At 38.0% G+C, this 13,238-nt stretch carries 9 protein-coding genes; 2 read left to right on the forward strand and 7 right to left on the reverse strand.

Translation table 11 applies throughout. The features are described 5' to 3' along the window. The first annotated feature begins 39 nt into the window (after positions 1-39). Entirely contained in the window at positions 40-1,329 is a 1,290-nt protein-coding gene (locus ACM55H_RS04530) for a glycoside hydrolase 5 family protein (RefSeq protein ID WP_416835371.1), read from the forward strand. 158 nt (positions 1,330-1,487) lie between these two features. Next, a complete protein-coding gene (locus tag ACM55H_RS04535) occupies positions 1,488-3,047 on the forward strand; it encodes a glycoside hydrolase family 28 protein (protein WP_416835373.1) in 1,560 nt (519 codons plus the stop codon). A 58-nt stretch (positions 3,048-3,105) separates the two neighbouring features. Here the strand turns inward: ACM55H_RS04535 and ACM55H_RS04540 are convergent, their stop codons facing one another. The 7 genes from ACM55H_RS04540 to accC all read right to left on the reverse strand — a co-directional run bounded on the left by ACM55H_RS04540 (position 3,106) and on the right by accC (position 13,236). Then, positions 3,106-4,062 carry an aldo/keto reductase gene (locus ACM55H_RS04540; protein WP_416835374.1) on the reverse strand — a complete coding sequence of 319 codons (957 nt, stop codon included), beginning with the start codon at positions 4,060-4,062 and terminating at the stop codon, positions 3,106-3,108. A 180-nt stretch (positions 4,063-4,242) separates the two neighbouring features. Then, on the reverse strand, positions 4,243-6,561 hold the full coding sequence (gene bglX / locus ACM55H_RS04545; protein ID WP_416835375.1) for a beta-glucosidase BglX: 2,319 nt from the start codon (positions 6,559-6,561) through the stop codon (positions 4,243-4,245). Positions 6,562-6,919: 358 nt separating this feature from the next. After that, complete coding sequence (locus ACM55H_RS04550) at positions 6,920-8,299, reverse strand: sialate O-acetylesterase (protein WP_416835376.1); 1,380 nt, start codon at positions 8,297-8,299, stop codon at positions 6,920-6,922. Beyond that, positions 8,289-9,380, reverse strand: a complete 1,092-nt coding sequence (locus tag ACM55H_RS04555; RefSeq protein ID WP_416835377.1) for an SGNH/GDSL hydrolase family protein — start codon at positions 9,378-9,380, stop codon at positions 8,289-8,291. The genes ACM55H_RS04550 and ACM55H_RS04555 overlap by 11 nt, the downstream gene beginning before the upstream one ends. Positions 9,381-9,715: 335 nt before the next feature. Continuing rightward, positions 9,716-10,033: a GIY-YIG nuclease family protein gene (locus ACM55H_RS04560; protein ID WP_416835378.1), complete on the reverse strand. Its 318-nt coding sequence runs from the start codon at positions 10,031-10,033 to the stop codon at positions 9,716-9,718. A gap of 215 nt (positions 10,034-10,248) precedes the next feature. After that, a complete protein-coding gene (locus tag ACM55H_RS04565; protein ID WP_416835379.1) occupies positions 10,249-11,790 on the reverse strand; it encodes an acyl-CoA carboxylase subunit beta in 1,542 nt (513 codons plus the stop codon). Between the two features lie 3 nt (positions 11,791-11,793). Continuing rightward, positions 11,794-13,236, reverse strand: a complete 1,443-nt coding sequence (gene accC, locus ACM55H_RS04570) for an acetyl-CoA carboxylase biotin carboxylase subunit (RefSeq protein WP_416835380.1) — start codon at positions 13,234-13,236, stop codon at positions 11,794-11,796. Positions 13,237-13,238 lie beyond the last annotated feature (2 nt).

The raw sequence follows: 13,238 nt of genomic DNA on the forward strand, positions 1-13,238 counted from the left end.
TAAAACGTATAGCTGGAAATAGCTCCTAAATAAAAAAATATGAAGAATTTAGTTTCAAAAATAATGCTGCTCGCTATTTGTTTTTTGGCAACTGTTTGTTCGGCACAAAAACAAGCTCCAATAACCGTAAAAGGAACGCAATTTTACAAAGGTGATAAACCGTATTCGTATGTTGGCACCAATTATTGGTATGGCAGTTTACTGGGTTCCAAAAAAGTCGGCGACCGTAAACGATTGCTTCGCGAACTGGATTTAATGAAGAAAAACGGTATTGACAATCTTAGAATTTTAGTAGGTGCTGATGGCGGAACCTACGATTATACCGTTAGTCCGGCTTTGCAATACGAACAGGGAAAATACAATGCCGATTTACTGGATGGTTTGGATTTCTTGATTGCAGAAATGGGAAAACGCAATATGTATGCCGTTTTATACCTCAACAACAACTGGGAATGGTCTGGCGGTATGTCACAATATTTAGAATGGAATGGTTACGGAAAAATTCCGAATCCGAATATAAAACCCAACACTTGGCCACAATTTATGGATTATGTGAAGCAATACCACAGTTGTGAACCGTGTATGGTTGCTTTTGAGAATCATATCAAATACATTTTAGGTAGAACAAATGCCTATACTAATAAAAAATATACCGAGGACAATGCGATTATGGCTTGGCAAGTAGGTAATGAACCTCGCGTTCTTAGCGTTGAAAATGAAGAAAAATTTACACTTTGGCTGAACAAAACGGTTGATTTGATTGACAGTTTAGACCCCAATCATTTAATTTCGACAGGTTCCGAAGGAAAAGCAGGCTCGAATGATGATTTGGCAACTTTTGAACGTACACATATGAATCCGAAAATTGATTATTTGACGATGCATATTTGGCCGAAAAACTGGGGTTGGTTCAAGGCTGATGATGCGAAAGCCACTTTACCAATTGCGATTGAAAAAGCAACTCAATATATTAACGAGCATATTGAAGTAGCAAAAAAATTAGGCAGGCCCATTGTAATTGAAGAATTTGGATTACCAAGAGCTAACGAAAATCTATTCCCTAAATCCTCCGTAGTGGATAGAAATACATTTTACAAAGCTTTCTTTGAAAGATTATTGAAAAGTCACAACAATAATGAGACGTTACAAGGAGTTAATTTCTGGGGCTTTGGTGGCGAAGGAAAAGCCGTTAACAGTACAGGAAAATGGAATATCGGAGACACTTTTACTGCAGATCCTCCACAAGAACCACAGGGCTTGAACTCGGTATTTTCTTCTGATAAATTGACATTGGAATTGGTTAAAATGTATAATTTGAAATTGAAATAACTTTTTAATTCTATATGTAAACATGCACTGCTGTGCATCTTTTATGATGGTGCATTACTAAAAACCATATTTTAAAATGAACCGCAAAAATTTCATTAAAACTACTGGAATTACTTTGTTGAGGTCTTTAATTATCTACCTTTTTTAAATTAAATCAAATGAAAAAAATCATCATATTATTATTCATCAGCTTTGCATTTTCAACCAATGCACAAACTTTTGATATTACAAAGTACGGAGCAATTGGCGATGCCAAAACTATAAATACCAAAGCAATTCAAAATACAATTGATACTTGTTTTAAAAACGGCGGAGGAACCGTTTATGTGCCTACAGGTATTTTTATGATGGGGACGATAAACTTAAAAAGCAACGTAAATCTTTATCTTGAAAGCGGTGCAATTTTAAGAGGAAGTGCTGACATTAATGATTATCTTTCTGTAAACGGAGTACATTACGGCATGTTTTTTACTGAGAATTCAGAAAATATTACCATTTCTGGAAGTGGAAATATTGATGCAAATGGTGGTGTCTTTTTTGATGCAACTAGAACTAAAAAAATTGAATGGGGTGGCGTTACTGGTACGCGCCAGAAAGAAAATTTCAGAAAAGTGGTGGATGGCGGTATTGGCGACGGGCCAATTGTACCAAAAGAAAGACCTTATCAAACCATCATTTTCAGTAATTGCAAAAGAGTCTCTATAAAAGATGTTTTCATAACACAATCCACTTTCTGGACTATTTTGATAGCCGATTGCGACAGTGTTTTAATTGACGGAATACGTCTTTGGACCAATATGCTGGCGCCAAATGCAGATGGAATTGATATTACTTCAGGAAAAAATATCACGATTAGTAATTGCGATGTTCGCACAGGAGACGATGCGATTATTGTTGTTGGGTATGCTTCGCATTTTGAAGTTCCTGGTTTTAAAGATTTACGTCATTCTTCAGAAAATATTAATATTATAAATTGTAATCTTCAATCTGCTTCAAGCGCTATTAGAATAGGTTATTTCGATCATAATTCGGTTCGAAATATCAATATTTCTAATTGTAATATTACGAATTCAACTAGAGGAATTGGGATTTTCCTGAGAGATCAAGGTTCCTTAGAAAATATAAATGTATCGAATGTAAATATAGAAACCAAACTTAGAACCGGCGATTGGTGGGGAAATGGAGAACCGATTCATATTTCGGCAGTTCGTGGAAAAGTAAAAGTAGCTGGTACAGAAACGGAAAAATTAGGCGTAATCAAAAACGTGACTTTTAGCAATGTAAACTGTAAAGCCGAAAACGGAATTTTAGTATATGGTTCTGAAGAAAGCCGACTTCAAAACATCAATTTCAAAAATGTAACTTTTGATTTTGTTGACAGCAAACTAAACGATGTAGCCGGCGGAAATATCGATTTAAGAGGATGTCTGGATGAAAAACAACAGCTTTTTCAACATGACATTCCGGGTATTTACGGACAATATGTTGATGGTCTAATTATTGAAGACTTCAAATTAACTTGGACAGGTACCAGAATGCCTTACTTTACTAATGGTATCGAAATTAATAATTTCAACGATGTACGCATTACAAATTTTAAAGGATCCGGGGCTCCAATAAACAAAATGGCTGTTCCTGTTTTACTTGAAAATGGGACAAATGCCGACTTAGTTTTAGATAAAAAAATTATTGTAAAAAAGATTAACGTAAAAAATTAACTTTTTAAAATTACATCAAATAAAGAGACGCAATTGTGCGTCTCTTTTATTATACATACTATCCCAAAATACTTTCAATCTCGGCTAATTCCGCTTTGGAAAAATCCAAATTCTGCAAACTGTCAATATTATTATTTAATTGGGCAACAGAACTCGCGCCAATTAAAACCGAAGTGATTCGCTTGTCCTTTAATAACCAAACCAAAGCCATTTGAGCTAAAGATTGATTTCTCTGTTGTGCAATGGCATTCAGTTGTATAATTTTCTGGATTCTTTCCTCCGAAACTTCATCCGTTCTTAAATGTCCATTTGGATTGGAAGCTCTTGAATTTTCAGGAATCCCTTTCAGGTATTTATCCGTTAAAAGTCCTTGTGCCAAAGGTGAAAAAGCAATGCAGCCCACCCCTTTCTCTTCCAGAACATCTAATAAACCAGCTTCAGGTTCCCTAACAAACATCGAATATTTCACTTGATGAATCAAACAAGGTGTTCCCAATCGTTTTAGGATTTCGGTGGCTTCTCTGGTTTGTTCTGCATTATAATTAGAAATTCCTGCATACAATGCTTTTCCGCTTCGCACCGCATAATCAAGCGCCATCATGGTTTCTTCCAAAGGCGTTTCCGGGTCAAAACGATGTGAATAAAAAATATCCACATACTCTAAATTCATACGTTTCAAACTCTGGTCTAAACTTGATAATAAATATTTTCGGGAACCCCAATCCCCATAAGGACCGTCCCACATCGTGTAACCGGCTTTGGTTGTAATTACGATTTCATCGCGCAGGTTTCCTTGAAAATTATTCTTCAGGATTTTACCAAAATTAGTTTCCGCAGAACCCGGAACCGGACCATAATTGTTGGCCAAATCAAAATGTGTAATTCCTTTGTCAAAAGCGGCTTTGACAATATTTTCTCCATTTTCGAAATTATCCACTGAACCGAAGTTATGCCATAAGCCAAGAGAAATTTGTGGCAGTAATAAACCACTTTTCCCACATCTGTTGTATTTCATTATACCAATTTAAAGATTTGATTTTCAATTTTATAATTTGTAAAATTCGCATTCATAAGTATATAATGCAAATAAACCCGACCTGTTTTAATAACAAGTTGGGTTAAATTTATTAAAATTGACACTAGCGATAGTAACCATTACTTCTTCCTATCCTTTGGAGAGGGTTGGAGTGAGGATTTATTTCAACTCAAAACCACTTTCCAACCCTTTGTCTGAGCTTCCTCCTACCATAATTTTGAAAGTTCCAGGTTCAACTAAATAATTTCCGTCATTGTCATAAAAACCAAGTTCTTTATCGGTTAATGTCAACGTAACGGTTTTCGTTTCTCCTTTTTTCAAGTTGATCAATTCAAAGCCTTTTAGTTCTTTTACCGGTCTGGCCAAACTCGCTGCATCATCATGAATGTACAATTGCACCACCTCTTTTCCGTCATAATTTCCAGAATTGGTAACGTCTACTGAAACTACAACCGATTCCCCTTTTGCGAAAGCAGTTTTATTAATTTTCAGGTTTTTATAGTCAAAAGTAGTGTAGCTTAATCCAAAACCAAAAGGGAATTGTGGTGTTTTCTCCACATCTGTATAATGAGACCAAAACACATTTCCCTCTCCATTAGTAGGTCTTCCTGTACTGTAATTGTTGTAATAAATTGGACATTGACCTACATTTCTTGGGAATGATATGGGCAATTTTCCGCTTGGGTTGTAATCGCCATACAAGACTTGCGCTACGGCATTTCCTGTTTGTGTTCCCAGATGCCAAGCTTCAACAATGGCTGGAATATGTGTTGCTGCCCAAGGCAAGGCCAATGGTCTTCCATTGTTTAAAACCAAAACAATATTTGAGTTTACTTTATAAATTTCTTCCAATAATTCCTGTTGTACACCCGGTAAATCGAGATTCGTTCTGCTGCGTCCTTCTCCAGATTGAAAACCATGTTCTCCTAAAACCATGACCACCACATCAGCACTGGCAGCTACTTTTTTGGCAGCATCAAATCCGCTTTTATCAGTCGTATTGAAAACCAATTCATCCACAAAAGCTGTTTTCCCAACCGTCAAATCTGCTCCTTTTTCAAAAGTCAATTGATTCCCTTTGTATTGTTGCATTCCTTCTAAAACGGATACGGCCGTATTATCATCTGAAGCAATTCTCCAACTTCCCAACGGGCTGTTTTTATCATTTGCCAAAGCGCCGATTAAAGCAATTTTTTGCCCAGATTTTTGTAGCGGAAGTATCCCCTCCCCAGCCCTCCCCAAAGGAGAGGGAGCGTTTTTCAACAACACGATTGATTTTTTGGCCATGTCCAAAACACCCGCATTATTAGCTTTGCTTCCAATAGTTGCTTTTTCACGCTTTTCGTCACAATTTTTATAGGGATCATCAAACAATCCCAATTCAAATTTCACTCTAAGAATTCGGCGAACCGCATCATCAACCAAAGCTTCTTTTACTTTACCTGATTTAACCAAATTTGCTAATTCAACCACATACAAATACGATTCCATATCCATATCAGAACCCGCAATTACTGCTTTTTGAGTCGCTTCCGCACCATCTTTGGCAAATCCGTGTGCTATCATTTCACGAACCGAAGCCCAGTCTGAAACCACAAATCCATCAAAATTCCATTTCCCTTTCAGGATGTCTCTTTGCAAGAAACTGTTTCCCGTTGCAGGAATTCCATTTAGGATATTAAAGGAGTTCATAAACGTACGAACTCCAGCTTCAGCCGCCGCATGAAACGGAGGTAAAACTTCATTATACAACCTTGAATTACTGATATCTACCGTATTATAATCCCTTCCGGCTTCGGCAAAACCATAGGCTGCAAAATGTTTGGCGCAAGCCGCAATCGTATTTATTTTGGCCAAATCGGCTCTTGTATCACCTTGAAAACCAGTAACTCGGGCAATTGCCACTTTACTTCCTAAATAGGCATCTTCACCCGCACCTTCCATCACGCGACCCCAACGCGCATCATGCGAAACATCTACATTTGGACCAAAAGTCCAGTTAATTCCCACCGCAGACGCTTCGTCTGCAGCCACTTGCGCCGATTTCTTTATTGCTTCCATATCCCAACTCGCCGCTTCTGCCAGCGGAATTGGACTCAAGGTTTTATACCCGTGAATCACGTCAAATCCTATAATCAACGGAATCCCCAAACGCGTTTCTTCCACCGCAATTTTCTGTACTGCTTTTACTTCCTTTACCCCACGAACAGACAGCATCGATCCTACCCAACCGTCACGCAAATGTTTGTATTTCAACTCGGCATTGCCTTCTTTTGGCACCGGTCCGGTTACTTCCCAAAAGCCGTTATACTGGTTCATCTGCCCCACTTTTTCCTCCAGCGTCATTTGTTTCATCAACAAATCAATGCGTTCTTCAATCGGTTTCTTCTTATCTAAATGTGGTTTTTTCTGTGCATTCATAGTTGAAATGGTAATCAGGGAAAAAATCCCCGCAATAATTAATTTATTAGTGTTCATAATTTGGTTTGGTTTTTTTGATTTTTGGGCGTGACCCTTTCCCTGAAAAAAATCAGGAAAAGCGTCGGGCTATACGGCTTTATCTCTCCGCTACGCTACGAGGATACCGCCTTCTATCCCTCACGCGCAATGTCATTAAGTTAAGAGTCTATTTGTCATTCCGACGAAGGAGGAATCTCTGTTTGTTGCTCACGTTGTTGAGATTCCTCCTTCGTCGGAATGACAAAATCATGGAGATTATTCCTTAGCTTAATGGCATTGCCCACATGCGGCATCACGAGAGCTTTTGGATTTTCACATTACCTTCCTACTTAAATGCCCTTATATTCCTTATGTGGTTAACTTGTTTAAAATTTCATCATTCACTCACAAATGACGAAGCAGGTAGATTCGCTTTATTAAACAACTCAGATTGTGCTGTGTTCGTCCATGCAAAACAAACTTTGACGGGATGCGCCACTTTATCAGATTTTAAAATCACTGTATTTTTTTTAATCACGGCTTCTGCCTCATAAAACACATTATCAGTTCCGGAAATTTCGAATTGATTTGATTTTTTAGTAGTAAAATGCAATCCGTCGGCATAATCGAAAGCAACAACAACTTTATTTTTATCGATTTTTATTGCTTTGTAAAGTGGTCCGTTAACCACATCCGAATTGGTTTTATACGTATTGGCTAAAGCCAAATTCGCCAATCTTGTTCCAACTGATTTCTTGTCTTTTGGGTGAATGTCATCTATAGGAGAAATATCGCTGGTTATTGCCATTCCGGTATTGGGAACTTCTTGCAATACTTTGCGTTGTGCATTTCTAATTTCAGCACCTCCAAAATGATTTTCTCCATATTTATAAGGCGCAATCTGAACGTAATAAAACGGAAAGTCGTAATTCCATAATTTTCTCCAAGAAGTAATCAGAGCCGAAAAGGTTTTGTCATAAACCGTTGAACCCACATTCGATTCGCCTTGATACCAAATCACACCTGCTATTTTAAAACCCACCAAGGGATAAATCATCGCATTAAAAGCGCGTCCCGGCTGGTTTGGTCCATAAGATTCTTCTTTTCGGGTTTTGGCACTTTCCAGTAAAACTGTATCTTTTTGAATGACTTCTTCCGGCATCCAAATCTCCGCTGGCGTTCCGCCCCAATTCGAACCAATCAAACCGATAGGCACATTTTTCAACTGTTCCTGTAAACGTTTGGCAAAGAAATAACCTGTTGCACTAAAATATTTCATCGTTTCCGGTGTGCATTCCGTCCAGTTACCCGACACATTATTTTGTGGTGAAGTTGCCGTTAATTTGGGAATCATAAAAAATCGGATATTCGGATTCGTGGCGTTTTTCACCTCTTCATCACCATTTTCAATCCCCCAACTCGCTGACATTTCCATATTGGATTGTCCCGAGCAAATCCATACTTCGCCAATCAAAATATTCTTCAATACAATTTCATTGTATCCTTTTATGGAAATCGTAAACGGTCCGCCCTCTTTTGGAGTTGGTATATTTATTTCCCATTTGGCCTGATTACTGGCTTTGATTTTATATTCCTGATGATTCCAACTTGGAGTTATAACGACCTCTTCCTGTGGATTCGCCCAACCCCAAATCGTAACTTCGGAATTGCGTTGTAAAACCATATTATCGGAAAGCACATTCGGAAGCGTAACATTTGCAACAGCAGTATTACAAAGTATCAGAAAGAGAACAAAGGCAATTATATTATTTTTCATCTAGTAATTTTTTAAAGAAAGGAGTTAATTGGGCGGCCATTATTTTGTCATCGGCAATATCTGGATGCGAACCACAACCGTTTGGTTTCATCGATTGGAATTCGAATAAAGCAATAATTTTGTGTTGCGTATCATTTTCAAAAGCATGAATCACTTTTTTCAAACAACGCACCAAAATTACATTTCTGTCTCCCGAAACCATCGGACTGTTCAACAATACTATTCTGGTATTAGGCGCATGTTTATAAACTGTTTTGATAAAATTGATGTAGTTTGAAACATATTTTTCTTCGTTAAAAGGCAATCGCTCTTTTTTTCCGTCCCCATCCGAAAGGTCATTCGTTCCCAAACAAATACTAACCAAATCCGGCTGAAAAGCAAAATCATACGGTTTAGAATTGTCTTTATTCAAATATAAATTTTCATAAACATCAGGAATAATTGCTTCGTCTTTATGCTCGTCATTCCAGTTACGATACATCCCAAATCCAGAAACGGAACTCAACACATAATCCACATTCAGGCTACGAGAAACTATAGGTCCATACGCCCAATACGCATTATGCTGGTCGTACCACTCTCCTGTTCCACAAGGAATTGCAGCCGTATCGTTTCCAAATCCACACGTAATGGAATCGCCTATGAGTTCTATTTTCTTTTTGTTTATAGGAGTGATTTGGGTTAGTTTGGCTGTAGTTCCACCAAATAAAACCCCGCCATTCGTAGCTTCGGTAGCTTTATAAATCGTGAGACGGTGTATTTTTTTCTTTTTGGAAATTACAATGGGAAAGGACTGCAACGCTCCTTTTTCAATTCGAACTCTTCCAATATAAGTTCCATCTAATTCTAATGATACATAATTTTGGTGTTCTTCAAGACTTTGCAACGAAATAGAACATGAATTTCCTTTAAAATCAAACGAAACAGATGAAGCAGAACCTATCAAAATTACTTTATCATTAGCAAGATTCTCCACTCTTCCTGAATAGAGAAAGGAACTGTTTTGCGCCGCTACTTTTTGAGCAAAGGAAATAAAGGGAAGAAATAGTAATACAACTAAAAGAGATTTGTTTTTAAACATTATAGTGGGTTGGTTAAATAAAACATGGAAAGCAAACCTATGCTTTTAAATGCTATTAGAAAGATACTAAAATGTCAAATAGTAATAAAAAAACACCATCCGGTACTTTAAAATGACAAAACCATGTTAATAAGATAATTCTTAAGATAGGTTTCTTATAGTTGTTTTTACAATACTAATATGTATCTGTTTGATAAGAAATACATTTATAGATATTTTTTGGACAAATTGGAAAATAACAAAAGTGGTAAGTCTTCATTAGCCTATCTTTTTATAATTCCCCTCATTTTCATCCTCATTTTTGTCATTCCGAGGAAGGAGGAATCTCCACAATACTATTCAAACAAGTGATTCAAAAAATTCAATTCGGGATTAATCGTTTTAATGAGATTCAATTTCTTTTCTTTTCGCCAACCTTTTATTTCTTTTTCACGTGCGATGGCTTCCTGAATCCAAGTGAATTTTTCGTAGTAAAGTAAAAAATGAACATTATATTTTGACGCAAATGTTTTATTTCCAGATGTAATATTATCTATGTGTTGCCCCAAACGGATTTTTAAATGGTTTGTTACGCCCGTGTACAAAACTGTTTTTGCTTTATTGGTAATGATATAAATGTAATACGTATGATACCCCTCTTGTAATTGCATCAAACTAAAGTAAGGTTTTATTTATAAAATAGAAAATAATATTTAAAATATATTATTGAGCAACTTGTGGAGATTCCTCCTTCCTCGGAATGACAAAATAGACGGAAAAACTTATGAAAAGTAAATAAGTATCAGAAAATTACCATCTTTACTATAAACACTCAAATTAAAAAAATAAACCACCTTCATCAGGTGGTTTCTTCCATTCTATCCAACAATTACAAAGGAATATTCCCGTGTTTTCTATTAGGGGTTACGCTCACTTTATTTTCAAGCATGCTAAATGCTTTTATCAATTTGCGTCTGGTGTCTTGTGGTAGGATTACCTCATCGACAAAACCACGTTGCGCCGCTGTGTAGGGATTCGCAAACAAATCGGCATACTCGGCTTCTTTTTCCAAGAGTTTTGCTTCATGGTCTTCGGCTTCGTTAATTTCTTTCTTGAAGATAATTTCAGAGGCTCCTTTGGCTCCCATTACGGCAATTTCAGCAGTTGGCCAGGCAAAATTCATATCGGCACCAATGTGCTTCGAGTTCATCACATCATACGCACCACCATAAGCTTTTCGCGTAATCACGGTTACTCTGGGTACGGTTGCTTCGCTTAAGGCATACAACAATTTGGCACCGTGAACGATAATCCCGTTCCATTCTTGATCGGTTCCAGGTAAAAAGCCCGGTACATCCACCAAAACCAATAGCGGAATATTGAAGCAATCGCAAAAACGGGTAAATCGTGCCGCTTTTTTCGAACTGTTCACATCGAGACAACCGGCTAAAATCATCGGTTGATTTGCTATAATTCCAATACTTTTTCCTCCCAATCGGGCAAAACCCACTAGGATATTTTCGGCATAATTTTTATGAATTTCAAAAAACGAATCTTCGTCAATAATCCCACTAATCACCTCGTGCATATCGTAGGGTTTGTTGGGATTATCCGGAATAATAGCCGCTAATTTGGCACGAACCTCATCATTCAGCTCGTAAGGCAAATTGTGCGCTTTCTCTTTATTGCTTTGTGGTAAATAACGCAACAAGCGTTTCAAATCTTCCAGACATTCCACATCATTTGCTGACGTGCAATGCGCCACACCAGACTTGGTAGAATGCGTACTCGCCCCACCCAATTCCTCCGAAGTTACGGTTTCATTGGTCACGGTTTTTACCACATTGGGTCCGGTAACAAACATATAACTGGTGTCTTCGACCATCATCGTAAAATCGGTCATCGCAGGAGAATACACCGCTCCACCGGCACAGGGTCCCATAATAGCAGAGATTTGTGGAATCACACCGCTGGCTTGTACGTTGCGGTAAAAAATATCGGCATAACCGCCCAAAGAACGAACACCTTCTTGAATACGTGCTCCACCAGAATCATTCAGTCCAATCATGGGCGCTCCCATTTTGACCGCCATATCCATGACTTTACAGATTTTCTCGGCATGTGTTTCGGATAACGAACCACCAAAAACGGTAAAATCCTGAGCAAAAATATAAACCAATCGTCCGTTTATGGTTCCGTATCCTGTAATGACTCCGTCACCGTAATACAGCTCTTTTTCCATTCCAAAATCAGATGTTCGGTGCGTTACCAACATCCCGATTTCTTCAAAAGAACCTTCATCCATCAAATAGTTGACGCGTTCTCTTGCAGTCAGTTTTTTATTGGAATGTTGTTTTGCAATTCTGTTTTTACCGCCACCCAAATGAGCTTCGGCAATTTTATCGTTTAGTGTTTTTATTTTAGATTCCATACTTTATTGAATTGGTAAGCGTACGATTTTTTGATCTTCAAAATACTGTTTCAACGCTACCAAAGCAGCGATTTCGGCTTCTTGCGCCATTTGGTTTTTCAATACATCAGCATTGTAATAGTTCTTTACGAAATGCGTATCAAATTTCCCGGAACGAAACGCCTCATGTTCAAATACAAATTTACCGAAAGGCAACGTCGTCTGTACACCTTCCACTTGATACCCTTCAATGGCTTTGAGCATAACTTGAATCGCCTCTTCACGGGTTTCTCCGTAGGTAATTAATTTAGCCAGCATTGGATCGTAATAAATGGGAATGTCCATGCCTTGTTCAAAACCGTTATCCACACGAATTCCTTCACCAACTGGCAATTGATACACATCCAAATGACCTACGCTTGGCAGAAAATCATTCATCGGATCTTCAGCATACACACGCAATTCCATCGCATGCCCTTTTATTTTCAGGTCTTCTTGTTTGATGGTCAATGCTTCTCCCCTTGCTACTCTGATTTGCAGTTCTACCAAGTCTGTTCCTGTAATCCATTCCGTAACGGGATGTTCTACCTGCAAACGGGTATTCATCTCCAAGAAGTAGAAATTGTTGTTTTCATCCAATAAAAACTCAACAGTACCCGCCCCTAAATAATCACAGGATTTAGCAACCAAAACAGCTGCTTCACCCATTTTTTTTCGCAATTCCGGTGTTAAAACCGAAGAAGGAGCTTCTTCAATTACTTTCTGGTGACGTCTTTGAATACTGCATTCTCTTTCGAATAAATACAACACATTACCGTGACTGTCCGCCATAATTTGAATTTCAATATGCCTTGGCGAACCTACATATTTTTCTATAAAAACGGAACCGTCTCCAAAAGCAGCAATCGCTTCACTGATGGCTCGATCCATTTGGGATTCGAAATCGGCTTCACTTTCTACAACACGCATTCCTTTTCCGCCTCCACCTGCCGAAGCTTTAATCAGAATTGGAAAACCAATTTCCTTGGCCACTACTTTAGCTTTTTCGACATCAGTAATGGCTTGGTCAAAACCGGGAACCATTGGAATATTGTATTGCTTAACAGCATCTTTGGCCGCTAATTTACTCCCCATGATTTTTATCGCTTTCGACTTGGGACCAATAAAGATGATGTTATTTTTTTCAGCTTCTTCAGCAAAATCAGCATTTTCACTCAGGAATCCATAACCTGGATGAATGGCATCTACGTTTAAAGCTTTGGCTACTTCAATGATTTTGCTACCTAATAAATAGGACTGGCTCGAAGGTGCTTCTCCAATCCAAACGGCTTCATCGGCAAATTTTACGTGAGGTGCATTTCTATCCGCAGTTGAATATACCGCCACAGTTTTAATACCCATTTTCTGTGCGGTTTTCATCACCCTGATGGCAATTTCCCCTCTATTGGCAATTAATATTTTTTTCATAG

This window comes from Flavobacterium cryoconiti (assembly GCF_048158645.1).
Classification (GTDB): Bacteria; Bacteroidota; Bacteroidia; order Flavobacteriales; family Flavobacteriaceae; genus Flavobacterium; species Flavobacterium cryoconiti.

Coding starts and splice junctions, on each gene's coding strand:
- ACM55H_RS04530 (WP_416835371.1), top strand. CDS start 40: ATGAAGAATTTAGTTTCAAAAATAATGCTGCTCGCTATTTGTTTTTTG.
- ACM55H_RS04535 (WP_416835373.1), top strand. CDS start 1,488: ATGAAAAAAATCATCATATTATTATTCATCAGCTTTGCATTTTCAACC.
- ACM55H_RS04540 (WP_416835374.1), bottom strand. CDS start 4,062: ATGAAATACAACAGATGTGGGAAAAGTGGTTTATTACTGCCACAAATT.
- bglX (WP_416835375.1), bottom strand. CDS start 6,561: ATGAACACTAATAAATTAATTATTGCGGGGATTTTTTCCCTGATTACC.
- ACM55H_RS04550 (WP_416835376.1), bottom strand. CDS start 8,299: ATGAAAAATAATATAATTGCCTTTGTTCTCTTTCTGATACTTTGTAAT.
- ACM55H_RS04555 (WP_416835377.1), bottom strand. CDS start 9,380: ATGTTTAAAAACAAATCTCTTTTAGTTGTATTACTATTTCTTCCCTTT.
- ACM55H_RS04565 (WP_416835379.1), bottom strand. CDS start 11,790: ATGGAATCTAAAATAAAAACACTAAACGATAAAATTGCCGAAGCTCAT.
- accC (WP_416835380.1), bottom strand. CDS start 13,236: ATGAAAAAAATATTAATTGCCAATAGAGGGGAAATTGCCATCAGGGTG.